This window comes from Conexibacter sp. S30A1, from assembly GCF_023330665.1.
Classification (GTDB): Bacteria; Actinomycetota; Thermoleophilia; order Solirubrobacterales; family Solirubrobacteraceae; genus Palsa-465.
The window spans coordinates 2,647,539-2,670,978 of sequence record NZ_CP097127.1; the positions used below are offsets into that span (position 1 = coordinate 2,647,539).

General features: G+C 64.3%; 18 protein-coding genes and 1 pseudogene. 14 read left to right on the plus strand and 5 right to left on the minus strand.

Going from position 1 to position 23,440, the window contains the following annotated elements; translation table 11 throughout:
- The first annotated feature begins 35 nt into the window (after nucleotides 1-35).
- The 3 genes from M3M54_RS12760 to M3M54_RS12770 all read left to right on the plus strand — a co-directional run bounded on the left by M3M54_RS12760 (nucleotide 36) and on the right by M3M54_RS12770 (nucleotide 3,802).
- Nucleotides 36-704 carry a YfjI family protein gene (locus tag M3M54_RS12760; RefSeq protein WP_249019427.1) on the plus strand — a complete coding sequence of 223 codons (669 nt, stop codon included), beginning with the start codon at nucleotides 36-38 and terminating at the stop codon, nucleotides 702-704.
- Between the two features lie 984 nt (nucleotides 705-1,688).
- Nucleotides 1,689-3,038, plus strand: coding sequence for a transposase (locus tag M3M54_RS12765; protein WP_249019411.1), 1,350 nt, complete (start codon nucleotides 1,689-1,691; stop codon nucleotides 3,036-3,038).
- A gap of 314 nt (nucleotides 3,039-3,352) precedes the next feature.
- Nucleotides 3,353-3,802 carry a hypothetical protein gene (locus M3M54_RS12770; protein WP_249019428.1) on the plus strand — a complete coding sequence of 150 codons (450 nt, stop codon included), beginning with the start codon at nucleotides 3,353-3,355 and terminating at the stop codon, nucleotides 3,800-3,802.
- A 250-nt stretch (nucleotides 3,803-4,052) separates the two neighbouring features.
- On the opposite strand, the pseudogene M3M54_RS17020 reads toward M3M54_RS12770, so the two are convergent.
- Nucleotides 4,053-4,205, minus strand: a pseudogene (locus tag M3M54_RS17020) (IS1380 family transposase); the annotation flags it as partial.
- A 1,160-nt stretch (nucleotides 4,206-5,365) separates the two neighbouring features.
- Here M3M54_RS17020 and M3M54_RS12775 point away from each other — a divergent pair.
- Nucleotides 5,366-6,193 carry an IclR family transcriptional regulator gene (locus M3M54_RS12775; RefSeq protein ID WP_249019429.1) on the plus strand — a complete coding sequence of 276 codons (828 nt, stop codon included), beginning with the start codon at nucleotides 5,366-5,368 and terminating at the stop codon, nucleotides 6,191-6,193.
- Nucleotides 6,194-6,515: 322 nt separating this feature from the next.
- Here the strand turns inward: M3M54_RS12775 and M3M54_RS12780 are convergent, their stop codons facing one another.
- The gene (locus tag M3M54_RS12780; RefSeq protein ID WP_249019430.1) at nucleotides 6,516-7,292 is read right to left on the minus strand and encodes a FadR/GntR family transcriptional regulator; all 777 of its coding nucleotides are present in this window, start codon (nucleotides 7,290-7,292) and stop codon (nucleotides 6,516-6,518) included.
- Between the two features lie 158 nt (nucleotides 7,293-7,450).
- Between M3M54_RS12780 and M3M54_RS12785 the strand changes: the two genes are divergently transcribed.
- From M3M54_RS12785 to M3M54_RS12805, 5 genes are all read left to right on the plus strand, one after another.
- Nucleotides 7,451-8,632, plus strand: coding sequence for an aspartate/glutamate racemase family protein (locus M3M54_RS12785; RefSeq protein WP_249019431.1), 1,182 nt, complete (start codon nucleotides 7,451-7,453; stop codon nucleotides 8,630-8,632).
- Nucleotides 8,629-9,561, plus strand: a complete 933-nt coding sequence (locus tag M3M54_RS12790; protein ID WP_249019432.1) for a fumarylacetoacetate hydrolase family protein — start codon at nucleotides 8,629-8,631, stop codon at nucleotides 9,559-9,561. Before M3M54_RS12785 ends, M3M54_RS12790 begins: the two co-directional genes overlap by 4 nt.
- Before the next feature lie 12 nt (nucleotides 9,562-9,573).
- Nucleotides 9,574-10,680: a ring-opening amidohydrolase gene (locus tag M3M54_RS12795; protein WP_249019433.1), complete on the plus strand. Its 1,107-nt coding sequence runs from the start codon at nucleotides 9,574-9,576 to the stop codon at nucleotides 10,678-10,680.
- Nucleotides 10,681-10,746: 66 nt separating this feature from the next.
- Complete coding sequence (locus tag M3M54_RS12800; protein ID WP_249019434.1) at nucleotides 10,747-12,204, plus strand: nucleobase:cation symporter-2 family protein; 1,458 nt, start codon at nucleotides 10,747-10,749, stop codon at nucleotides 12,202-12,204.
- A 159-nt stretch (nucleotides 12,205-12,363) separates the two neighbouring features.
- Nucleotides 12,364-13,488 (plus strand): MFS transporter, encoded by a 1,125-nt coding sequence (locus tag M3M54_RS12805; RefSeq protein ID WP_249019435.1) that lies wholly within the window; start codon nucleotides 12,364-12,366, stop codon nucleotides 13,486-13,488.
- Here the strand turns inward: M3M54_RS12805 and M3M54_RS12810 are convergent.
- Genes M3M54_RS12810 through M3M54_RS12820 form a run of 3 tightly spaced genes read right to left on the minus strand, consistent with a single transcriptional unit; the run spans nucleotide 13,485 to nucleotide 17,826 of the window.
- Entirely contained in the window at nucleotides 13,485-14,861 is a 1,377-nt protein-coding gene (locus tag M3M54_RS12810) for an amidohydrolase family protein (RefSeq protein ID WP_249019436.1), read from the minus strand. The two genes, M3M54_RS12805 and M3M54_RS12810, sit on opposite strands and share 4 nt — an antisense overlap.
- Complete coding sequence (gene aceB / locus M3M54_RS12815; RefSeq protein ID WP_249019437.1) at nucleotides 14,858-16,429, minus strand: malate synthase A; 1,572 nt, start codon at nucleotides 16,427-16,429, stop codon at nucleotides 14,858-14,860. Before aceB ends, M3M54_RS12810 begins: the two co-directional genes overlap by 4 nt.
- The gene (locus M3M54_RS12820; RefSeq protein WP_371878672.1) at nucleotides 16,426-17,826 is read right to left on the minus strand and encodes an NAD-dependent malic enzyme; all 1,401 of its coding nucleotides are present in this window, start codon (nucleotides 17,824-17,826) and stop codon (nucleotides 16,426-16,428) included. The genes aceB and M3M54_RS12820 overlap by 4 nt, the downstream gene beginning before the upstream one ends.
- Before the next feature lie 326 nt (nucleotides 17,827-18,152).
- Here M3M54_RS12820 and M3M54_RS12825 point away from each other — a divergent pair, with 326 nt between their 5' ends.
- The 5 genes from M3M54_RS12825 (at nucleotide 18,153) to M3M54_RS12845 (ending at nucleotide 23,428) form a co-directional block, all read left to right on the plus strand.
- Nucleotides 18,153-18,995, plus strand: coding sequence for a hydroxypyruvate isomerase family protein (locus M3M54_RS12825; RefSeq protein WP_249019439.1), 843 nt, complete (start codon nucleotides 18,153-18,155; stop codon nucleotides 18,993-18,995).
- A complete protein-coding gene (locus tag M3M54_RS12830; protein ID WP_249019440.1) occupies nucleotides 18,992-19,876 on the plus strand; it encodes a 2-hydroxy-3-oxopropionate reductase in 885 nt (294 codons plus the stop codon). Before M3M54_RS12825 ends, M3M54_RS12830 begins: the two co-directional genes overlap by 4 nt.
- 58 nt (nucleotides 19,877-19,934) lie before the next feature.
- Nucleotides 19,935-21,701 carry a glyoxylate carboligase gene (gcl, locus tag M3M54_RS12835; protein ID WP_249019441.1) on the plus strand — a complete coding sequence of 589 codons (1,767 nt, stop codon included), beginning with the start codon at nucleotides 19,935-19,937 and terminating at the stop codon, nucleotides 21,699-21,701.
- Nucleotides 21,701-22,849 (plus strand): glycerate kinase, encoded by a 1,149-nt coding sequence (locus M3M54_RS12840; protein WP_371878588.1) that lies wholly within the window; start codon nucleotides 21,701-21,703, stop codon nucleotides 22,847-22,849. Before gcl ends, M3M54_RS12840 begins: the two co-directional genes overlap by 1 nt.
- Before the next feature lie 75 nt (nucleotides 22,850-22,924).
- Complete coding sequence (locus M3M54_RS12845) at nucleotides 22,925-23,428, plus strand: helix-turn-helix domain-containing protein (RefSeq protein ID WP_249019443.1); 504 nt, start codon at nucleotides 22,925-22,927, stop codon at nucleotides 23,426-23,428.
- Nucleotides 23,429-23,440: the final 12 nt, after the last annotated feature.

Here is a 23,440-nt window from a genome sequence, read left to right on the forward strand (position 1 = left end):
GCATAACACTGATCATGCCGGTACCGGCATGATCAGTGATCGGCCACATCACCGCTACCGAGCTGCAACACCACATCAACCCGGTCGAGCTCTCAAACGGGCTGATGAACCGCTTCTTGCTGCTCGGCTGCCGCCGCGTCCGGCTGCTGCCCGAAGGCGGCAATCCCGACCCGCTCAAACACACCGGCTTGGCTGCCGAGCTCCAGACCACGCTCAACACCGCCCGACATGCCGGGCAGATCCGTCTATCGCCCGGCGCCCGTCACGCCTGGGCGAACGCTTATGAACGGCTCGCCGAACCCCAGCCCGGCATCGCCGGCGCGATCAGCGCCCGCGCTGAAGCGCACACCATCCGCCTCGCGCTGATCTACGCCCTCCTGGATCAATCCCGTGAGATCCAGCCACAGCACCTGAACGCCGCGCTCGCGCTCTGGAGCTACGCCAGCCGCTCCGCCGTCTGGGCGCTTGAGGCCAGCAGCGGAGATCCGCTCGCCAGACAGATCTACACCGCGCTAACCCACGCCCTTCCCGACGGGCTGACCCGCACCCAGCTACGTGACCTGACCCACCGCAACCCGAGCACTATCCAGCTTGACCAAGCACTCGCCGCGCTCGCTGCTGAGAACAAGATCACAAGCCAACGCGTGCTCACCACCGGCCGCCCAGCCGAGCTCTGGACCGCTACCACAACACCACGCGCCTGAGCCGCAACCACTACGCGTGAGTGGGTCGCATCGCTCGCCAGACACGCCCTGCGCGCCCACCCAACACGCCCCACGAGCCGAGCCACGCATGCGGCGAGCGATCCTCAGCGAAAGCGCAGCGGTCACAAACGCGCGACGCACAACCACACGCACCCACCCCCAGCTGCGCTCCCTGCCGCCGTCCCCAACATCAACGGCACCCGACCTTTGAACGTTTCAACGTTCGAGCGTTAGCCACCACTACAACCATCGACAACGGCACGACCATGACCAAACTCGGCGGCGCTCAACACGTGCTCGCTGGCAGGCTCCCCGGTGTCCTGGGAGCCAACGGGAGTCGAGCGAGGAGAGATTAGCCCCGCGATCCGGCGGCTACGCGACTCATTAGCCAGAGCCATGAGCCCCCAAGCCCGCCACCCGGATACGCAATAGACTCAACTAGTCGGTCGATGCGAAGCTTGCGCACAAGGCGCGCCGCGGACCTGATCACGATTGCCTCATCGGATCTGGTCATGAGAACTCCCCATTCCGCGGGGTGTGAGCCGTCTCCGAGCGCGTGTGCTGCGTTCTGTCGAGCGGCCCCATCACCATATCGGTGGTGCTTGAGACCATTGATTGATGAGTAAGACCATTGAGGAGGTTGACCCAGGAGGACGAAGCGGAGATAGACGCGTTGCCGAAGCTCGGCTGGAAGAAGTCGGCGACCGCTACGCGCACCGACCGAGACCGCGACGCTGTCAGCGGGTGTTTCGCTGATAAAGGCTCCTTGCCTAGGTCCTCGGGTTTCGCACTTTTGGGCCTGTAGCGGCATAGCGGCGTAGCAGGTGGTGGTGGACGGGGCCGTGGCGGGCTGGTGTGGCCTGTTGGCGCGGTGTCGGGGAAGGAGCATCGGCGGCTTGCGCGAAAGCGGTTGCTGTCAACATAACCCGTCCGTCGCGGCCAAGGGGAGGCACGCTGCGCGGCTTCTCTTGGAGGCTGCCGCCGATGCTCTGCGTCCCATCTTCGCTGAACGAGCTGCTTGTCCTGTTTGAGTCGTGTTTCACCCGTCCCACGTTTGAGACGTTCCGGGGGGTGTTGGTCGGTCAGGTCTCGCAGACCTCTCTGCGGTGCGTGACCGGGATGCTGACAGGCTCAAGGCTGTCGGGGGTGTGGCATCACGCGCGTTGCCACCGGTTCTTCGCCAATGCCCGCTGGTCCGTGGACGAGCTCGGGTTACGGCTCGCCTGCCTGATCGTTGAGCGGTTCACAGAACCGGGTGCGAGCGTGCTGGTCGCGGTCGACGACACGCTCCTGAAACGCAGGGGACGCCGGATCCACGGCACCTTCTGGCATCACGACGCGACCGCCAACAGCCGCTCAGGCTCGGTCGCGTGGGGGAACAACTGGATCGTGGCCGGGATCTGTGTCAAGCTGCCGTTCCTGCAGCGCACCGTATGTTTGCCGGTCCTGTTCCGGCTCTGGCAGCCGCGGCGCGAACAGTTCGTCAAGCAGCACAAGCCCGATCCTGAGCGGCCCGGGAAGGTCAAGCTGGCCAGGGCGATGGTCTGCCTGCTCGCCAAACGGCTGCCGGATCGCCAGATCAACGTGGTCGGTGACAGCGCCTACATCAGCCAGGCGTGGCGTGCTGCACCCAAGCGGGTGACGATCACATCGAGGCTGCGTAGCAACGCGGTGATCTACGCCCCTGCGCCGCCGCGCACCGGCAAACGCGGCCGGCCACGCAAATGGGGCAAACAGCTTGAAAGCCTTCAACAGATCGCAGCCGACCCCGCCACCGAATGGGTAAAGACGACCGTCAGGCGCTACAGCAAAACCGAGACGCTCGAGCTGGCTGAGATCAACTGCCTGTGGGAGCCGCTCGGCGCCGAAACCCCGGTCCGTGTGATCCTCGTCAAAGACGACACCAAGCCGTGCGGCTACCAGATCGCGCTGATCACCACCGACCTTCACGCCACCGCCGCGCAGATCGTCGAACGCTACGCAGACCGCTGGCCGATCGAAGTCGCCTTCCAGGACGGCAAAGAACTGTTCGGCGTCGGTGATGCCCGCAACCGGACCGAGAAAGCCGTGCAACGGACCGTCCCATTCCAGTTCTTGGCGATGGACCTCACGATCATCTGGTACGCGCTCTACGGACATCACCCCGACATCGTCACAGAGCATCGCGCCCGCGCCCCCTGGTATGTCTCCAAGACCACCCCATCATTCCAGGACATGCTCGCCAAGCTACGACGAGTGATCATCGCCACCCAATTTCAACCCGAACAGGCCCGAACCCCCACAACCCAGGAAATCAACCAAGTCCAGCAAGCATGGGCAGCCGCCGGCCTATGAACTGCGAAACCCGAGTAGGTCGCGGCTTGCACCAAGTTGTCTTTGGCTCCCCGGGGGTATAGCGTCGCGCGGCCCGAGGATGATCTCCATGAAGAGGCTCCCATCCTGTCTGAGGCCAGCGAGTCAACTGCGAGCGTCGCCAGCCGCGTGTCAATCGTTGTTCACTCCTCACCCTGCAGGACGATCCCGGCCACCATCGCACAGCGCAGCTGACCACGACATCAAACACTCTCTTCGTTGGCTGAACCACGTCGGGAACGCGTCTCCCACAGCCACCGTGGAGCCCTAGCAGGACGCTCCGGACCGCTCAGGATGTGAAGCGCTCCGTCTCTATCAAGCCGACCCGCGAGCGTGCGCCGTGGCAGGATGCCCAGGCGGCGCGCCGGCTCGAAGGGCACAACCAACGTCTGTGCGCCGTCGTCCAGGGCGGCGCTTCGGGCGGCCTGGAAGCGCTCGCCGCGGGCGGTGAGGTAACGCACAGGTTGTACCGTCACGCCGTCAAGCAGCTCAGCCACCGCTTCCAGCTCCTCGGCAGTGAGGCGCTCAAGTTCCCGATTCCAGACCTGCGCGTTCGCGCGGCAACTGAGACAGCCGAGATTCTCGTCATGGTGGGGAGCGACCATCAGGACCGTAAGGCCGCCGCCACGATCGGCCGCGAGCTGCACCGCGAACTCAAGCGCGGCATCGCCACGCCTGGATGGCTCGTACAGGACGGCCACTCGCCCGCGTGGGCTCGCGTAAGCATCGACATTCATACGGCTTAGACCAGTTCGCCAAATATAAGGGTCCGGGCCTCACCGGCAATCTTGGCATATGCTGGTGGGGCTGAGCAGCGCTGGCGGGTCAGCTCGTGGGGGCTGGGAGCGCTTTGAGGCGTTTGAACGCGGCAGCGAGCGGTGGTGCCCCATAGGCAGGTGCTGGATAGTTCAGCACGGTCCGGCGGGCGTGACGGCTGATCCGTCCGGGCTGGTGGGCCAGCCGGTAGCGCAGCCGGTTGAGCTCCCAGCAGCGTGCCTAGTCTTTGAGGCAAAGCTGCTGGGTGAGGGGGACCAGGTCCCGGGCGAGCATCACGAGCCACAGCCACACCTGGTTGTTGGCGAACTCGCGGAACGGGAGGTTACGCAGCCGGCAGTCCTTGGCTTGGCGGATGCGATTCTCAACCCGGGCGTGGCCACGATGGTCAGATCGAGCCCGCGGATGTCGCTGCCGGCCTGGTCGGTGATAAACACCGCCAGGCGGTGGCCGTTATGGTCTGCGAAGGACTGCTGATCACCTGCTTTGAGGGGTGGTGCGCCGTGAGTGAGAGCGGCAGCCTGGAGTGCTCAGGCCATGCTGAAAGGTCAAGGTGGTCGGTGATCTCAAACACCCAGAATGCTTGCGCTCGGTCCGGTCCGGGCGGAGCGCCTTGAGCCGCGCCGGCTCGGGCATCGCGATGATCGCTTCACGAAACAGAGCCTGGGCGTATTGGCGAAGAACCGTTGGGCGCGAGCGTGATGCCAGGCCCCTGACAACCTGGCGCTGACCAGCATCCCGGTCACGCGCCGCGAAGCCGTCTGTGAGACCTGGCCTACCACGAGGGCACGAAACCTATTGAACGTCGGGCGAGTGAAACATGGTGCGAACGGTGCAAGCAGCTTGCTGAGCGAAGATGCGGCGCAGAGCATCCGCTGTGACCTCGAGGAGTCAGTCGCGCAGTGCGCCTCCCCTGGCTGCAACGTACAGGTTTCCTTGACAGCAACCGCTTTCGCAAACGCCGCCGATGCTCCTTCCTCTGCTGCACGGAACTGCTCAGGGCGCCAAGCCCGCCGCAGCCCCGCCGCCCAACCCTCAAGGGTGCGACTGGCCGACTTCGAAGCGGCGGCGGGACGAAACGAGGAACAGTCGGCCGAGTCGCGCAGTCCGCGCGCCTCCCGTCGACCGTGCCGTTCTCGGCGTCCGACTGAAAATTATGGGGACCTTCCAGGACGATTCGGCTGTGGTCGGCTGGCACAGTACGATGACTGCGGTGCTCGAATTTCAACGTGACATGTTCATCCGCGCCCATGCCGGGCGCGCCGGTCACGAGCGCTCCGCGTCGGAGCCTCAGGGGCGTCGTGGGGATTCTGGTAGAACACGAATGATGCCGCGAGCTGCCCAGAAGCTCGGGGCCGCTTGGAGCGCAACTGCCCGAGACCGAGCTGAATCGATGCGTCTGTCGCATCGTGCTCTGGATGCGGACACCGAACCGCCAACCGCGGCCGTTAAGTTTGAGGCCCGCCTTACGCTTAGCGGGTTTGCGGCTTTCACCTACGGAGGCAGCCGACGCGCCATCTGGACCCTAACTGTCCGTGGGAGACACGCGAATGCGCACTGCTGAACATACCGCCAAGCGCGCTCGTGAATCGACGGTGGCTGCGGAACGCCGGACTCGCGTCCAGTCGCTTGAGCGCGCACTGGATCTGCTTGAAGCGCTGGCTGGTGTTCAGGAGTTAGGGGTGTCGGAGTTGGCGGCGCGTACCGGCTTGGTGCCAAGTACGGCTCACCGGCTCCTCGCGACGCTGACCGACCGCCGGTATGTGGTTGCCGATCGCGGTCGTTACAGGTTCGGCCCAAGGTTGGGGGAGCTGACGGAGGGCCGGACAGATCCGATCTATCGGCTGCGACAAGCAGCCCGGCCCCATCTCCAAGCGATTCAGCGGGCAACCGGCGAGACCGCGAACCTGATCGTGCTGGAGGGAGTTAATGCGGTCTACGTCGATCAGGTCGAAGGGTCACGGATGACCCGGATGTTCACCGAGGTCGGCTCCGGCGTGCTCGCGCACACGACCGGTGCGGGCAAGGCGATCCTCGCGGCGCTGCCTGCGGAGCACGTTTCTGCGCTTTACGGCGAGCGGACCTTAGAGCGCATGACCTCTCGCACGCTAACGACGCTCGCGGCGCTTGAGGAGGATATCGCCCGGATTCGGCGGCGCGGTTTCGCAATTGATGATGAGGAGCACGAAGAGGGCGTCAGCTGCGTTGCGGCTGCTGTTCTTGCGGCGGACGGAGAGCCGGTGGCGGCGCTCAGTGTCTCAGGGCCATCGCCTAGGATCATCAATGCCACCACAGACGATCTCGGCGAGTTGTTGCGAGAGCACGCTGCGCAAATTTCAGCGGTTGTCAAGGATAACCGCTGAGCGTCGGCACCGGCCAGCGCTCCGATTGCTTGAGCAACCGCGCGTTCCTTGGCACTGGAAGCGAGGACACCCGGCTCTCACGCCTAAACCCCTGAAAGCCGACATTAACAGGTGATTCTGGCGATTCGTGCGCCCGCCAACTACGAAAGCCAGGCCTAACCATCTCGATTTCAGCGCGGACGAGCTGCAGGTGATCGTCGGCTACGCTGGCGAGGGCCAAGTCAATATCTGGAAAGCCTCCGTCGGCAACGAGGTGGCGCAACCGGTCACTGGCACGCTGGGGGCTGTGGTATTCAGCGACTATATCCGGCGCATCGCCGCGTCAGACGAGCGCTTCGCGTGGCGCGGGTGTGAGGTCGCCGCCGCCGTCGGAGAGTGCGGTGTTGAGGATCTCGAAGTACAAAGTGACCAAGTGATTGGCCATCGCCACGCGCGCCCCAGCGACGTCGCCCCGGGAGATCGCCTCTGCGATCGCGGCGTGGTCTTGGGCGGAGCGTGAACCGGCCCACGGCAACGTCAGCGTGCGTCGGCGGAAGTCGGTCAATTCTGCAATCAGTACCTCGTGCAGCCGGGACACGACCTGGTTGCGACAGGCGGTCAGGATTGCCATGTGGAACTTAGTGTCCCATGCGACAAGCGCGTCGACACTAGCGGGATCGGTCGCAGACGGGGGGGGCGCTGACGCCAGTCGCTGAATCTCCGCACGTTCACCGTCAGTTGCGCGGGTGGCGGCGAGGGCGGCCGCGAGCGCCTCGAGGGCTACTCGGACCTCCAGCAGCTGGGCGATCGATGCCGGATCACCGGCTGTCCAGTTGACGAACTCTGTCAGCGGATCGCCAGCCTGACTGTTCTTGACGAAGTTGCCAAGTCCCTTGCGGGTTTCCACTAGACCTAGAGCGCGTAGCTTCTGAAGCGCTTCGCGGACTGACGTGCGCCCCACGCCGAACTCAGAAGCTAGGTTCTGCTCGCTGGGGAGCCGGTCACCTGGTTCAAGCTCGTTTGCGCGGATCGCCTGCTCGAGTTGGGCGGCAATGACGTCTGAGACGCGTTCGCGGCCCAGTGGAATCGCAAACGCCAGGTTCTGGGACGCGTCTGACACAGGCTGATCTTACTGGAAGTTTGTCAAATTGGAGCACTTGACAGACAACAGACGTCAGGTATCATACTGAGACGATTTTGAATCCGGCTCGCTTGGAGGGGAGCGATGGCAAGAATGCGTGCGCAGTGGAACCCCGCCGTCGTCGCGGGGGGTTGGCAATGAACGGCGTGACCAGGCTGCGGGTCGGGATGCTGGTGCCATCCTCAAACACTGCGCTCGAACCCGAAGTGTCGCGTCTCGCTGCCCTAGTGCCGGATCTCGATGTGCACTTCAGCCGAGTGCGCGTCACGCGAATATCCACCGCCCCGGCGTCGGACTCGCAGTTTGACGCCGAGCCTATGTCTGCCGCTGCCACGCTGCTGGGTGACGCCAAGGTGGATGTCGTGGCCTGGGCCGGAACTGCCGGCTCCTGGATTGGGCCTGAGCGAGAAACGGAGCTCCTGTCAGCGCTCAGGCTTGCAACCGGAGCGCCGGCAACAACGTCGACCGTGGCGCTTCTTGCTGCCTGTCAGGCCCTCGGCATCAAGCGGGTCGGCTTGGTGACGCCCTACACCGAGGATGTCGTCACAAAGATCTGCGGGACCTACGGGCGGTCCGGCCTCGAGGTGGTTGGGGAGGCTCACCTCGGCATCGCCGACAACTGGTCCTTCGGGAATGTGACTCCCAGTCAGATCCGTCAGCTCGCTCGTGATGTTGGACCGCACGAAGCCGATGCGGTGCTAGTCGTGTGCACCAACCTTCGGGGTACGGGTGTCGTTGCCGAGCTCGAGATGGAGCTGGGGATTCCCGTGCTCGACAGCATCGGCGCGACCCTCTGGCATGCGGCGATCGTTGCCGGCCGGCCGCTCCAGCTTGCCGGTGCGGGCGACCTGCTGGCTCAGGGTTCCCTGCGGCTGTGGCTGGCCGAGCACACCACCCGACTGCTGGAGTCAACCGGTGCCGACCGCGTCACGGTCCGGTTGAGCGACCCGACGCTGGGCTTCGACGTAGACAGCGTCGCCAGCGAGGCTGTCGCACCCGGGATCCCGGCGATCGGGCGGGAACGGTCCATCTCCCAGTGGGAGCTGCAGACGGTCCGTCAGCTCCAGATCACGCTGGCTCCGCTCATTCAGGAGCGCAGCGACGCGCCCCCAGGGATCCCGGAGCTGCTAAAGGCTCGCTATGGGGTTCGCGCACAGCTGCTCGGCCCGCTAGATGACACCGGCGAGCTGAAGGGGTGGATCTCCATCCACAGCTCGGTCGAGCGCGAGTGGGAACCATCGGATCTCGATGCGCTCGCCACCGCCACCGCAGTCGTCTGCGATCGTCTTGGCTGGCACAGCGGGGTGGTCGCCCGATGAGACTCGCGACGTTCATCACGACCTCCGGCCAGCAGCATGTCGGTGCTCTGCTCAGCGACGGTAGGCTGCTTGACTTGACTGCCGCTACCGAGGGCACGGCCGCGTTCTCGTCGATGCTCGCACTGATCGACGCGGGCGTTTCGGCATTGGCTATCGCACGCGGTCTAGTTGACCAGGCCGAGCAGCATGAGCTCGATCACCACGCCTACCGCACCGACGGCGTCCAGCTCCTAGCGCCGATCCCACGACCGCGTAAGAACGTCTACTGCGTCGGACTCAACTTCCGCTCGCACGTAGAGCAAAACGCCCAGGCGCTTGGACAGCGATTCGAGCTCCCCGACGTCCCGTTGTTCTTCTCTAAGCCGGTCACGGCTGTGGTCGGGCCGGGGGCGGCGATCAACTACGACCGCAGACTGACCGGCCAGCTCGACTACGAGGTCGAGCTGGCAGTTGTGATTGGCCGCCGGGGAACCTGGATCACGGCCAAAGACGCCGGCGAGCACATATTTGGATACACGATCGTCAATGACGTCAGCGCGCGTGATCTGCAGTGGCGGACGAGCCAGTTCCTGTATGGCAAGGGGCTCGACACCTATTGCCCGATGGGTCCGGTGGTGGTAACCCGCGACGAGCTGACGGAGGTCGGCGACGTGATTCTGGAGCTGTACGTCAATGGCGAGCAGCGCCAGTCCGAACGCGCCGGGAACATGCTCTTTCCGCCCGAGGTGGCGATCGCCGAGCTATCCCGCGGCCTGACCCTGGAGCCGGGCGACGTGATCAGCCTCGGAACCCCGGGCGGTTGCGGCTACCAGCTCATGCCACCTGACTTTCTCAAGGACGGGGACCTAGTCGAGTGTCGCGCCACTGCGATCGGCGTGCTCGCCAACCACGTAACCGAAGTTCAACCTGCACTCGCAGCCAATGCATAGGAGAGAGGACGAATGCTGAAGACGGGCGTACATCGCATCTCAATGGCCAGCCCGGCGGATGTCAGCGGGCTGAAGCGCCTGATCGACGAGGGAATTGTCGAACCGACAACGATCGTCGCCTCCATCGGCAAAACCGAAGGCAACGGCGGCGCGAACGACTTCACGCGCGCGCTGGCCACGCTCAGCGCGGCAGAGCTGCTTAGCCGTTATCTCGGACTCACCACAGATGAGGTCACCGAGCGGATCGCATTCGTCTGGTCCGGTGGGTGCGAGGGTGTGCTGTCACCGCACATGACGATCTTCACGCGCGAAGACGTTCCCGCCCAGCCAGCTGCTACGCAGGATGGCGGCCGACTTGCCGTCTCGGTCCAGCAAACGCGCTCGTTCTTGCCTGAAGAGGTCGGGCGGCTGGCCGAAGTACACGAAGTAGCGGCGGCGGTTCGGCGGGCATTAACTGAACTAGCTGTCCCGCCCGTCGACGTCCACTACGTGCAAGTCAAAGGACCACTGCTGACCCCCGCCGGGATCTCCGACGCGGACCGTCGGGGTGCAACAGTTGTCAGCACCGACCCGAATCGCTCGAAGGCATACGCGCGCGGCGCGACCGCACTCGGCGTGGCGCTCGGTCTTGGTGAGGTCGACGAGGCGGAAATCAGCGAGGAAGTGATCGCGACCGACATGCAACTTTACTCAGAGGTGGCATCTACCTCGGCTGGTGGCGAGCTCACTAACTGCGAGGTCCTTGTCTTTGCCAACTCCCCGTTATACGCGGGTGACCTGCGGATCGGCCACGGCGTGCTGCGCGACGCTATCGACATGGACGGCGTACGCGAGGCGCTGCACAACGCAGGGCTCGACGCCACCGTCGAGCCCAACGAGCAATCTCGACGGATAAGGGCCGTGTTCGCCAAGGCCGAAGCTCCAGTCGGCGGGCTGCTGCGCGGGCAGCGCACGACCATGCTGTCGGACGCGGACATCCACTGGGAGCGGCACGCCCGTGCGGCTGTGGGCGCGGTCCTGTCAGCCCTCACCGGCGATCCACGAATCTTCGTCTCGGGCGGAACCGAACACCAGCAGCTACCTGGACAGGCGCCAATCGCCGTGATCGTCGAAGCCTGATCCACCTAGCGCAAGTCAACCAACAAAGACCCATCACAATCCTTTCAGAGGGAGGAAGGAACGTTTATGCTCGGCACACGATTTGGGATCTCGCAGAGACACTGGTCAGGCCCTGATAGCGAGGTTCACCCGGTCGATGAGCTACCGAGGCCCGGACGGGCCTTCGTGCTCGGTCTCCAGCACATGCTCGCCGCCTACGCAGGGATCATCGCACCGCCGTTGATCATCGGCACGGCGCTGCACCTGCCGTTCACCGACATTACCCTGCTGATCACGCTAAGCCTGTTCGCCTCAGGGATAGTCACCATGCTGCAGACGATTGGCGCGCCCAAGCTAGGAGTGAAACTACCACTGGTCGAAGGCGTGTCGTTCTCTGGGATCGCCTCGATGCTGGTGATCGGCAAGCTGCACCCGGACCCGATCACCGCGATGCAGATCATCGTCGGGGCCGTTCTCGTCTCCTCCGCGATCATGTTCTTTCTGTCGTTCGCCTACGCCAAGATGCTGCGGTTCTTCCCGCCGTTGGTGCTCGGCTCCGTCGTGACGGTGATCGGCTTGACCCTGGTTCCGATCTCGATCGGCTGGATGCAGGGAACTGCGGGAACAAAGAGCTTCGGCTCGGTCCAGAACGTCGGGTTGGCGGTCTTGACCCTGCTTGTCACCGTGATCGTGGCTCGGTATGTCCCGGGTTTCGTGAAGCGCGTGTCGATGCTCGTCGGCATAGTAATCGGGACGCTGGTGGCGATTCCGATGGGCGAGACCAATTTCCACCAGGTCTCGTCGGCTGCGGCCTTCTCGCTGCCGCACTTCCTGATGTTCGGGACGCCGCGATTTGAGCTGGGGGCGATCGTCTCCATGACGATCGTGATGCTCGTCATCATGACGGAGGCGACCTGCGACATCATGGCGATCGGTCGCATCGTAGATGTCACGGTGAAGGAGCAAGACGTCGCCAACTGTCTGCGTGCCGACTGCCTTGGCTCCGTTTTCAGCGCCTTTCTGAACGGTTTCCAGTGCAGCGCCTACGGCCAAAACATCGGCATCGTCCAAGTCAGCCGCGTAAAGAGCCGCTTCGTGGTTGCGACCTGCGGCGTGATCCTGGTAATTCTAGGCTTGTTCCCATTCCTATCGGCGATCGTGGCAGCGGTGCCGCTCCCAGTGTTGGGCGGCGCCGGGATCGCGATCTTCGGTCTCGTCGCGGTAACTGGTATCCAGACGCTGTCACAGCATGACTGGAACACTGAGAACGGCGTCGTAGATGCGCTGATCGTCGCGGCGACACTCACGATGGGAATCATCCCGACTGCCTCACCGACGTTCTACTCTCACTTCCCGGACTGGTTTCAGACGATCTTCGGGTCAGGGATCGCCTCCGGCGCGATTACCGCAGTCGTCTTGAACCTCATTCTCAACGAGGCCCCGCGCATGGTCGCTCAGCGACGCCATAGCAACGGGGTTAGAACCGATACGACCGTCCCTTGGGCTGAGTCAGTACCTGGGACACAGCGGTTCGCTGACATATAGTTCAGCTCACTCGCTCACATGGCGACGCCGCCACTGTCAGGAATGAGCGTGGCGGCGTCGCCCGAGGAGTCCTAGACAATGCAGGCCCCTTCACAGTCACTACCGAGAGTGCCTGCTCGGTGGTGCAGCCAGTCGCGGTTTGGCCCGATCCTGATTGTGGTGCTGGTCGCCGCAAATCTGCGGGTCGTAATCACCAGCCTGTCGCCGCTGCTCGGCACAGTCTCGCGTGCCGAGCAGCTAAGTAGCCTGGCCGTTTCGGCGCTCGCTGCGATGCCGATGTTGTGCTTTGCCTTGGCGGCGCCGCTCGCCGTACCGCTGTCCCGGCGGGTCGGATTGGAGCGGGCGTTCGTGCTGGCGATGCTGCTGTTGGCCGCGGGGATGCTTGTGCGGGTAACGGCTGTCTCCGCCCTCTTGCTCGCCGGTACGGCTCTGGCCAGTTGCGGAGTCGCCGTCGCGAACATCCTCGTGCCGGTGTACATCAAGCAGAGTGGCGGAAACCGGGCTGGCCTGCTAACCGGGATGAATGTCGCGACGATGGGCGCCGTCGCGGCCGTCGCGGCGGTCGCTTCACCGGCGTTGTCGTCCCTCCTTGGGGGCTGGCGCGCAGCACTTGGCGTGTGGTCGCTCCCGGCTCTGTTGGCAGCGGTAGTCGTCGCGGGACGCACGGGCGGCACAGGCGAGGATGTCGCGCTGGCCCCAGCGATCCGTCCCGGTCGGCGCCAGCTGTCGCGCTGGGGCGACATCATCGTCTTGACCGCCTCTCAGTCGGTTATCTACTACAGCATGCTCGCTTGGCTGCCAAGCGTGTTCGAGGCCGGTGGTGCCTCAGTCGCGAGCGCCGGCTCGCTGCTGTCGGTGTTCTCGTTCGTCAGCGTGCCGGTCAGCCTTATGGTCCCGCCGCTCGTGGCCCGGATCGACCGCCGCTGGCTGGTCGTTCTAGCGGCCACAGCGCTGACGGCCTCGGGTCTCTTCGGCATGATCGTTGCGCCGTTGGCGTTGCCCTACCTATGGGCGTCGCTGCTCGGACTCGGCCAAGGTGCGACCTTCGCCTGTGTGATGGTGATGTTCATACTGCGGGCCCGGACGCCGGAGGAAACCGTTCAGCTGTCGCTTGCCGCCCAGATGAGCGGCTTCGTCGTGGCGACCGTTGGCCCGTTCGTGCTCGGTGAAGTCCACGCCCTGACGGCGGGGTGGAAGCTGCCGCTGATCATGTTGGCGGGCGTGCTTATCACTCAGCTCGTTTCCGGATGCGTTGCTGGCAGAGCCGTCCGTGAGGAGCCTTAATGGGGTGCAAGCCAACGGCCGTAACCACGCGATTGCGTGAAGCTATCACCGTCCAGCAGCGTCTTGCCGCGCAGCCACGTTTGGACAACTCGCCCGGTGCCACGCACTCCCGCCAGCGGCGAGTAGTCGGTCGCCATGTGGGTAGTGTCGAAGTTGGCGCTAGCCGACGGTGAGATCAACGCTAGGTCGGCGTCGGCACCGACAGCGATCGCGCCCTTTTGCGGCCACAGTCCGAACAACCTGGCTGGCGACTCTGCCGTCACGCGCGCCAGCTCGGCCCAGCTGAGCTGGCCTCGCGTGACGCAGGCGACCATCGCTGGCAGCCGCAGTTCGACACCAGGCAGGCCATTGGGCACGTTGCGGAAGTCGCCACGGAACCTAAACTTCTGCTCGCTGTTGAAGCAGTTGTGGTCCGTGGAAACCAAGTCCAGCACGCCTTCCCCAAGAGCCTGCCACAAGGCCTGCTGGTCAGCGTGTGACCGGATCGGCGGGGAGCATACCCACAGCTCACCGTCAGGTCGATCATACACCGAGTCGTCTAGGCATAGGTAGTGCACGCAGGTTTCGGCGTGAACACGGTCGCTGCGGCTGCGAGCCGACCGTACGGCCTCGACTCCTACAGCACTGGAGACGTGGACAAAGAACACGCGTGAGCCCGCGGCAATAGCCAGTTCTGCCACGCGGCGCACCGCCGCTTCCTCGGCAGCCGCTGGCCGTGAAATGAGGTGTCCTCGGGGACTCAGGTCGCCGGCGTGAACGCGGTCCGCGATGCCAGCGTCGATCAGATCATTTGCCTCGGCGTGAACCAACACCTGCAGATCGTGATCGGCTGCATGCCGCAGAACGGCGTCGACCTGTTGAAGCGAAAGCCCGATCGTGTGGCGATAAGCAGTGAATACCTTGACCGATCTGGCACCTGCTTCGCGCAGAGCCCCGAACTGTTCGAGTGATTCTTCGAAGCGGTTTGAGGTGATGCACGCATGCAGCGTGTAGTCGACCGCGACGTTCGGGTCCGCCTCCAGGCGGGCGCGGTTGAACGCTTCAAGCGAGGTCTCGCCAGGTTGCGGGATCGCGAAATTGATGATCGTTGTGGTCCCACCGAAGGCTGCCGGGACGGTTCCGGTCCAAAAATCGTCGGAAGTGAGCCACTGACCGAACCGTGTATGCAGGTGCACGTGTGGATCGACACCTCCCGGCAGCAGAACCATGCCATGCGCATCAACGTACTGGCGACCAGTCAGGCTATCCGGTTCGGCCAGGGCGCTGATTCGACCGGATGTGATCCCTACATCGGCCAGGACCGGGCCGTCTGGTAGCACCGCCAGAGGACCGCGTATCACTGTCTCAACTAAATGAGCGGGAGCGTCGCTCATGGCAACTGGCTATACGCCGGGATCGTCAGGAAGTCCGCGAACTCGCTGGTAAGCACGAGTGAGTCCAAGAGCTCGGCCGCTGGGCGGTAGCGGCCGGCGTCGGTCGCCGCCAGCCATCTGTCACGCTCGGCCGCGTATAGGTCCCGGTCGACCGTTTCCCCGGTATCGAGCCGGACTCGGTGGTGGATCCACTGCCACAGCTGGGCCCGCGAGATCTCCGCGGTGGCTGCGTCTTCCATCAGATTGTCGAGGGTGACCGCCCCGGTTCCGTGCAGCCAGGACTCAAGGTATCGGATTGCGACACTGATGTTTGTGCGAACGCCGTCGCGGGTCACGGTGCCACCGAGGATGCGGGTATCGAGCAGTTGGGCGGCTGTAACCCGGACATCGGCGCGGACGCGATCCATCTGGTGCGGTCTGTCTCCGAGCACCGCGTCGAAGGCTTCCCGCGCGATCGGAACGAGGTCGGGATGTGCGACCCAGGTGCCGTCAAATCCCGCGTCGGCTTCGCGCTGCTTGTCTTGGCGGACCTGCGCGAACGCTTCCTCGTTGACCTTCGGGTCGCGGCGGTTGGGAATGAAGGCGGCCATACCGCCGATCGCGTGTGCGCCGTGGCGGTGGCAGGCCTGCACCAGCCGGTCACTGTAGGCCCGCATGAACGGGACCGTCATCTTCACCTGCCCGCGATCCGGCAGCACGAAGGCTGAGTCGTTGTGGAACGTCTTCACCATGCTGAAGATGTAGTCCCACCGACCGGCGTTTAGGCCCGTCGCGTAATCGCGCAGCTCATACAGCAACTCCTCCATCTCAAGGGCGGCGGGCACGGTTTCGATCAGCATCGTTGCCCGGATCGTGCCCGGTTTCAACCCTAGTTCCCGTTCAGCGAGGGTGAACACCCGGCGCCACAGCGCCGCCTCCCGTCGGCCCTCGAGCTTGGGCAGATACATGTAAGGGCCGGAACCGCGCGCACGCAGCGCCTCAGCGTTGTGAAAGAGGTAAAGCCCGGCGTCGAAGAGGCTGGCTGAGACCGGCTGACCGGCAACCGTAACATGTCGCTCGAGCAGGTGCCAGCCGCGAGGACGCATGACTAGCGTAGCCAGTGTCGGACCCAGCTCGTACACCTTGCCCTCCGGGCTGATATGACGGAGTTCGCGACGGGCGGCGTCGTAGAGCGCGAGGTGCCCCGCGATTACGTTGGGCCACGACGGTGCGAGCGAATCCTCAAGGTCAGCCATGAAAACGCGAGCACCGGAGTTCAGTGCGTTGATGACCATTTTTGCGTCGGCCGGCCCGGTGATCTCCACGCGGCGGTCTTGGAGGTCGTCTGGCGCGGGCCTAATGCGCCAATCTCCGGCGCGGATGGCGACGCCGTCTTCGGGGTACCCGGGACGAACGCCTGCCTGCAGCCAGCGCTGACGCTGCTGTCGGCGTTGCAGCAGCTCTTCGCGCTCCTGCCCAAACCGGCGGTGCAGCTCGGATACAAATGTCAGTGCCTCAGCGTTTAGCAGTCCCGCGAAACCGGGCACGTCAAGTGCCTCGGCCACCGCTTCGGTTGCGGACCGTGTCATCGGGGTGCCTCTGCTGCTCGCGCTGGAGCTTCCCGCCGGGCAACGCCGCCGGCGACGGCCGCGTGTGCTACCGCGTGCGCTACCGCTTGTGCGACCTCGCGGTTGAACACACTCGGAATGATGTACTCGGCGCCAAGCTCGGCCGGCGAGATCGCGTCGGCGATCGCTCTGGCGGCTGCGAGCTTCATCTCTTCGGTGATGGTGTGTGCACGCACATCGAGTGCGCCGCGAAACACGCCGGGGAACGCGAGCACGTTGTTGATCTGATTCGGATAGTCCGAGCGGCCGGTCGCGATGATCGCTGCATCGCCACGGATCGCCTCGGGTTGGATTTCTGGCGTCGGATTCGCCATTGCGAAGATGATCGGCCGGTCGGCCATGGTCCGTATGGCATCTGCGCTGACCGCTCCAGGACCTGATAGACCGACCAGCACGTCCGCGCCTGCAAGAGCTTGGTCGGCGGTGCCAATGATCCCGTTGGGATTGGTCCGGGCCGCGAGCGCCGCGCGTTCGCGGTCCAGCCTTTGACGCGTCGGGTGCAGGGTGCCTTCGCGGTCGCAGACGATCACGTTCGTGACCCCATTGGCCTGGATGATGTCGGCGCACGCGAGTCCGGCCGCGCCCGCGCCGACAACGACGACCTTGACCTCCTCTGGGCGCTTGCCGACCACACGCAGGGCGTTCACCAGTGCCGCGAGCACAACTATCGCCGTGCCGTGTTGGTCGTCGTGGAAGACGGGGATGTCGAGCTCCTCGCGAAGCCGGCGCTCGATCTCAAAGCACCGCGGCGCAGAGATGTCCTCAAGGTTGATTCCCCCGAACGTGGGTGCGATGGCCTTGACGACCGAGATGATCTGCTCGACATCGGTGGTCCCGAGGCAGAGTGGGAACGCATCAACGTCAGCGAACTCCTTAAAGAGCATCGCTTTACCCTCCATCACGGGCATCGCTGCCTCCGGCCCGATGTCGCCGAGGCCCAACACCGCGGTCCCATCGGACACAACCGCGACTGTGCGGCCCTTGATGGTGAGGTTCCAAGCGGCACTTGGGTCTCTGTGGATCGCGTTGCAAACCCGTGCGACCCCGGGGGTGTACACCATCGAGAGGTCGTCACGGGTCGCGACCGGCACGCGCAGGCTCATCTCGATCTTGCCGCCCTTGTGCAGCAGGAAGGTACGGTCGGAAACACTTGCGACGGTGACCCCGTCCACACCGTGTACGGCTCCGATCACCCGCTCGCCGTGCTCCGCGTCGACGCAGGCTATCGTGACGTCGCGTACGACACGGTCCGCTTCGACTCGAACGAGATCGACCGCACCGAGGATCGCGCCCTCATCTCCGATCGTGGTCGCCAGTCGTCCGAACACGCCCGGTTGCTGGAGCAGATGCACGCGCATCGTAAAGCTGTAGGACGCCGACGGGGTCAGGTCCCGCGCCGCGAACAAACCCGAAAGGATGGGCGCGTCAACTGGCGAGCTCTGGACGCTCATCTGAGAATCGACTCTTTATACATCGCGGTCAGCTTTCCATTATGCAGAATGATGTCGGTCCTGCTGCTACCCGGGCTCCAGCGCAAATCTATATCGCTTCCTCCAAATGTCAAGTCCCATCTGGTGATGGCAACCTCGGAATGCATCCGGTTGACACGGCGGCGGAGTTTGGTACATTCCATGATGCGCTACCGACTATTCCGTATCGTAAAATCTGCAGTGAGGGAGCGGTGATGCACGATCACGAGTTGAATTACTTAGCCAACTGCTCGATGTTGTTCACCGAGTACCCGGTGCTTGAACGGCCGAACGCGGCTCGGGCCGCCGGATTTGAAGCGGTTGAGTTCTGGTGGCCGTGGCCGGATCAGCCCGTCCCCGGCGATGCTCTGGTTGACGCATTTGTCCGAGCGATCCGTGACGCAGGCGTCCGGCTAGTCGGCTTGAACTTCTTCGCCGGCGACCTAGCGGGCCCAGACTGCGGGGTTCTGTCGATCCCTGAGCGCTCGCCTGAGTTCCGCGCCAATCTCGATATCGCCGTTGGGATCGGCGCGCAATTGGAGGTATCAGCATTCAACGCGCTGTATGGCAACCGTGTCGACGGCGTGTCCGCCGCGCGCCAGGATGAGCTGGCGCGGGAGAACCTCGGGCTCGCAGCTGATGCGGCGGCACGCATCGGCGCCACGGTGCTGGTCGAGCCTGTAAGCGGGCCGAAACCGTATCCGCTACGCACTGCCGACCAGGCGGTGGCGGTAGTCGAGGCGGTGCGGGGCACCGGCCACCCGAACGTGTGGTTCTTGTGTGATCTGTTCCACCTCGCCAACAACGGTGATGATGTCGGCCGAGCCGTCGCCACCTACGTCGGGGTCACCGGCCATGTGCAGATCGCTGACTGGCCCGGTCGAAATGAACCCGGCACGGGCGACCTGGACCTCGGGCGGTACCTAGGCGCCTTGGTCGACGGTGGGTATCGGGGGTGGGTCGGCCTAGAGTACAAACCGACCACCACCACGGAGGCAAGCCTAGGCTGGCTTCCACGAGAGCGCCGGGCTACTCGACCGGCAGGAGCGCCCGCATGAGCAAAGTAGCATTCATCGGCCTGGGGATCATGGGCAGCCCGATGGCCGTTAATTTGCAGGTTGCAGGCCATCAGGTGAGCGGTTACAACAAGCGCCGTGACACTACAGGGCCGTTGGTAGAGGCCGGTGGACGCAGGACCTCCTCAATCGCCGAGGCAGTCAGTGGCGCCGAGGTGGTGGCGGTGATGGTGCCCGATTCGCCTGACGTGCAGGAGGTCCTAGCCGGACCCGGCGGCGTGTTCGACAATGCGGCACCCGGCACCCTAGTGATTGACTTCTCGAGCATTCGTCCGGATGTCACGACCGCGCTAGCTGCCACCGCGAGGGAACGCGGCCTCAGGCTGCTCGATGCTCCGGTATCAGGCGGTGAGGTGGGAGCCAGGAACGCTGCACTATCGATCATGGTGGGCGGCGCGGCCGAGGACTTCGCAGCGGCCAAGCCCATATTTGATGCGGTCGGCAAGACAGTCGTGCATGTCGGGCCGAGCGGGGCAGGCCAGACGGTCAAGGCCGCGAACCAGCTGATCGTTGGCGCCAACATTCAGGTGCTTGCGGAGGCGCTCGTGTTTCTTGAAGCTTACGGGGTTGACACCCAGGCGGCGATGGATGTGCTCGGCGGTGGCTTGGCCGGCTCGGCTGTGTTGAACCAGAAGCGCGAGAACATGCTGACCCGTTCGTTCGTCCCGGGCTTCAGGATCGACCTCCACCACAAGGATATGGGGATCGTCACCACAGCCGCGAGGGAGGCTGGCGTCGTGCTCCCAGTCGGAGCAACGGTTGCCCAATTGATGGTCTCGGCCCGTGCGTGTGGTGATGGCCACCTGGATCACTCGGGGCTGCTCCGCGGTGTCGAGAGACTTGCCGGGCGGGACGAGCGGTGACTGATGCAGATCACGGCACGCTCGGCTTTAGAGACACAAGGCCCACTGGAGGAGTGACATGTCACGCATGACCGCGGCACGGGCCGCAGTCCACATCTTGAAGGCGGAAGGCGCGACCCACCTGTTCGGGTTGCCTGGAGCCGCCATCAACCCGTTCTATAAAGCGCTCCAGGACGACGAGACACTTCGTCACACCCTTGCCCGGCACGTTGAGGGCGCGTCGCACATGGCCGAGGGCTACACCCGTGCGGCGCCCGGGAACATCGGCGTGTGCATCGGCACAAGTGGCCCAGCCGGAACCGACATGATCACCGGTCTCTATTCGGCAAGCGCCGACTCGGTCCCGATTCTCTGTATCACCGGTCAGGCTCCCGTCGCCAAGCTACACAAGGAAGACTTCCAAGCGGTTGACATTACGGCAATAGCTAGGTCGCTGACCAAAATGGCGGTAACGGTGCTTGAGCCGGCCCAAGTGCCTGGTGCGTTTCAGCAGGCCTTTCACCTTATGCGTTCCGGTCGGCCGGGCCCAGTTCTGATTGATCTGCCGATTGATGTTCAGCTGGCTGAGATTGAGTTCGACCCAGACAGCTATCAGCCGCTGCCGGTCTACAAGCCACGGGCGAGCCGTGCGCAGATCGAGCGGGCGCTTGACATGCTGGGCGCTGCGGAGCGCCCACTGATCGTTGCCGGCGGTGGTGTCATCGGCGCCGACGCCACCGAGCTGCTGGTGGCGTTTGCGGAGCTGACGGGCGTGCCAGTCGTGCCGACGCTTATGGGCTGGGGCGCGATCCCCGACGACCACCCGCTCAACGCCGGGATGGTTGGTCTGCAGACCTCGCATCGATACGGCAATGCCTCGATGCTGGCGGCAGACTTCGTCCTCGGCATCGGAAACCGATGGGCCAATCGCCACACTGGTGGGATTGACACCTACACCAAGGGACGTAAGTTCGTGCACGTTGACATCGAGCCAACCCAAATCGGGCGGGTGTTCGCGCCGGATTATGGGATCGTCTCCGATGCCCGGGCAGCACTCGAAATATTCGTGCAGGCGGCCACTGAACGCGAGCTGCCAGACCGTGCAAAGTGGGCGGCTGAGTGTAACGAGCGCAAGAGAACCATGTTGCGAAAAACCAACTTCGACAACATCCCGATCAAGCCGCAGCGCGTGTATCAGGAGATGAACCGCGTCTTTGGTGAGGACGTCCGCTACGTGAGCACGATCGGTCTCTCGCAGATCCAAGCCGCACAAATGCTGCATGTGTACCACCCGCGGCACTGGATCAACGCGGGCCAGGCGGGACCACTCGGTTGGACCGTGCCGGCTGCGCTGGGCGTAGCCAGTGCCGACCCAGAGGCGACTGTCGTGGCGCTGTCTGGGGATTACGACTTCCAGTTTATGATCGAAGAACTCGCGGTCGGTGCTCAGTTCAATATCCCGTACATCCACGTCGTCGTAAACAACTCCTACCTCGGCTTGATCCGCCAATCACAGCGCAGCTTCGACATGGACTACTGCGTACAGCTATCGTTCGACAACATCAACGCACCGGAGCTTGGTGGCTACGGCGTCGATCACGTCAAGGTCGCCGAGGGCCTCGGCTGCAAAGCGTTGCGAGTGCTCGATCCTGCCGACATCGCTCCCGCACTGGAGCAGGCAAAGCAGCTAGCCGACGAGCACCGGGTGCCGGTGATCGTCGAGGCGATCCTCGAACGGGTCACGAACGTCTCGATGGGCACCGAGTTGGACAACGTAGTTGAGTTCGAACCGCTTCCGGAGAGCGCCGGCGATGCACCAGCGGCGGCGTACTCGCATCAGAACTGATGCCTCGTGTGCTCCTGGCCCCCGACAAGTTTAAGGGGACGCTGACAGCCGGTGAAGTGGCCGCTGGCCTCGCCGCAGGCATCCGTTCGCGGTGCCCGAGTGCCGACGTTGTGACGCTACCGATTGCCGATGGCGGCGACGGGTTGCTGGTTGCGTTTGAAGCCGCCGGGTTCGAACGCGTGGCGGTGCGTGCGACCGACGCGACGGGGCGTCTAGCACCGGCCTCGTATGTGCGAAGCGGGCAGGAGGCCATCGTCGAGATGGCTGAGGTCGCTGGCTTTGGAAGGGCGCGTAGTCCACACGACCCGATGACGGCGAGTAGCCGGGGCGTCGGCGAGGCGATTGCTGCTGCGATCGAAGCGGGTTGCACCCGCGTGCTCGTTGGGATTGGTGGCAGCGCTTCGACGGACGGCGGTGTCGGGCTCGTGCAGGCGCTTGGCGCGCGAGTACTCGACGCAAACGGGGCCGAGGTTGGCCCCGGGGGGCTCGGCGCTGGAAAAGCGGCCACGGTTGAGTTGGAGGGGCTATTTAAGCGATTGGGTGCAACACGCATTGAGGTGGCATGCGATGTCGACAACCCACTGACGGGGCCCGAGGGCGCGGCTGTCGTCTATGGCCCCCAGAAGGGGGCCGATCCTGACCAGGTCAGCCAGCTTGACGCAGCGCTGACGCGATGGGCGGACGTCGTTACCGCGGCGACCGGCATCGACTACCGCAATGAACCAGGTACCGGCGCCGCCGGTGGGGTCGGCTTCGCCGCCTTAGCGATCCTTCAGGCACAGTTACGACCCGGCGCCGAGTTGATGCTCGAGCGTCTCGGATTCCGCGAAGCTGTGGCTGAAGCCGACCTAGTCGTAACCGGCGAGGGCTCGCTGGACGAACAGACCTTGCGAGGCAAGGCGCCCGCCGCCGTGGCGTCTGCTTCGCACGCTGCCGGGGTGCCGGTCGTCGCAGTGGCAGGCCGTTGCTCCCTTGATGAAGGACGGCTCCGTTCGGCGGGTTTCGACGATGTGTACACGCTGGTCGACGAAGCTTCGACGCCGCAACAGGCGCTTGACGACCCGACCTCGCTACTGCGTCAGATCGGTTTCCGGCTCGCCGGTCGCGTTGTATGTGGGGCGGCCGCGCATCAGGCGAGGTCGCGGTGATCGGTTCTCCAGCTTGAGCAACGATCCCGAACGGCTACGCGTTGCGGTTTCGTTTTTTTCGATTAGCATGTGGTCATGTCTTCTTCCGCTGCTTCTCGGTCGGCGGCGGGCGGCTCCAGGACCTACCTGCCGTCTGCCGAGACCGAGTCCGAGACTAAGAGGTTCACAGAGTTCCTCGAATCGCTTGCTACGGCTTCGAGTGTGCGCCCGGCGCTGGTCGGGCCTCACAACGAGGAGATTCCGCTTCCTCGGGAGGCGTTCGATGTGCTTTTGCAGGTCTATGAGGCGATGAGGCGTGGTCTTGCGATCCATGTCGCCCCTCTCAACGCGCAGCTGACCACACAGGAGGCTGCCGACTACCTCGGTATCTCGCGCCCGACGCTGGTGAAGTTGCTGGAGTCAGGCGCGATCACCTTCACGAAGCCAGGGCGTCACCGGTATGTGCGCCTGGATGACCTCATCGCCTACGCCGAATCTGTCCGTGCTCGCCGCGCCGCGTCGCTTGATGCGCTGGCGCGGGACGCACACGACGCGGGTTTTTATGACCTGCTCGATTCGCCACCGCCGCAGACGCGGTGATGTATGCGCTTC

Coding starts and splice junctions, on each gene's coding strand:
- M3M54_RS12765 (WP_249019411.1), top strand. CDS start 1,689: ATGCTCTGCGTCCCATCTTCGCTGAACGAGCTGCTTGTCCTGTTTGAG.
- M3M54_RS12785 (WP_249019431.1), top strand. CDS start 7,451: ATGAACGGCGTGACCAGGCTGCGGGTCGGGATGCTGGTGCCATCCTCA.
- M3M54_RS12790 (WP_249019432.1), top strand. CDS start 8,629: ATGAGACTCGCGACGTTCATCACGACCTCCGGCCAGCAGCATGTCGGT.
- M3M54_RS12795 (WP_249019433.1), top strand. CDS start 9,574: ATGCTGAAGACGGGCGTACATCGCATCTCAATGGCCAGCCCGGCGGAT.
- M3M54_RS12800 (WP_249019434.1), top strand. CDS start 10,747: ATGCTCGGCACACGATTTGGGATCTCGCAGAGACACTGGTCAGGCCCT.
- M3M54_RS12810 (WP_249019436.1), bottom strand. CDS start 14,861: ATGAGCGACGCTCCCGCTCATTTAGTTGAGACAGTGATACGCGGTCCT.
- aceB (WP_249019437.1), bottom strand. CDS start 16,429: ATGACACGGTCCGCAACCGAAGCGGTGGCCGAGGCACTTGACGTGCCC.
- M3M54_RS12820 (WP_371878672.1), bottom strand. CDS start 17,826: ATGCGCGTGCATCTGCTCCAGCAACCGGGCGTGTTCGGACGACTGGCG.
- M3M54_RS12825 (WP_249019439.1), top strand. CDS start 18,153: ATGCACGATCACGAGTTGAATTACTTAGCCAACTGCTCGATGTTGTTC.
- M3M54_RS12830 (WP_249019440.1), top strand. CDS start 18,992: ATGAGCAAAGTAGCATTCATCGGCCTGGGGATCATGGGCAGCCCGATG.
- gcl (WP_249019441.1), top strand. CDS start 19,935: ATGTCACGCATGACCGCGGCACGGGCCGCAGTCCACATCTTGAAGGCG.
- M3M54_RS12840 (WP_371878588.1), top strand. CDS start 21,701: ATGCCTCGTGTGCTCCTGGCCCCCGACAAGTTTAAGGGGACGCTGACA.
- M3M54_RS12845 (WP_249019443.1), top strand. CDS start 22,925: ATGTCTTCTTCCGCTGCTTCTCGGTCGGCGGCGGGCGGCTCCAGGACC.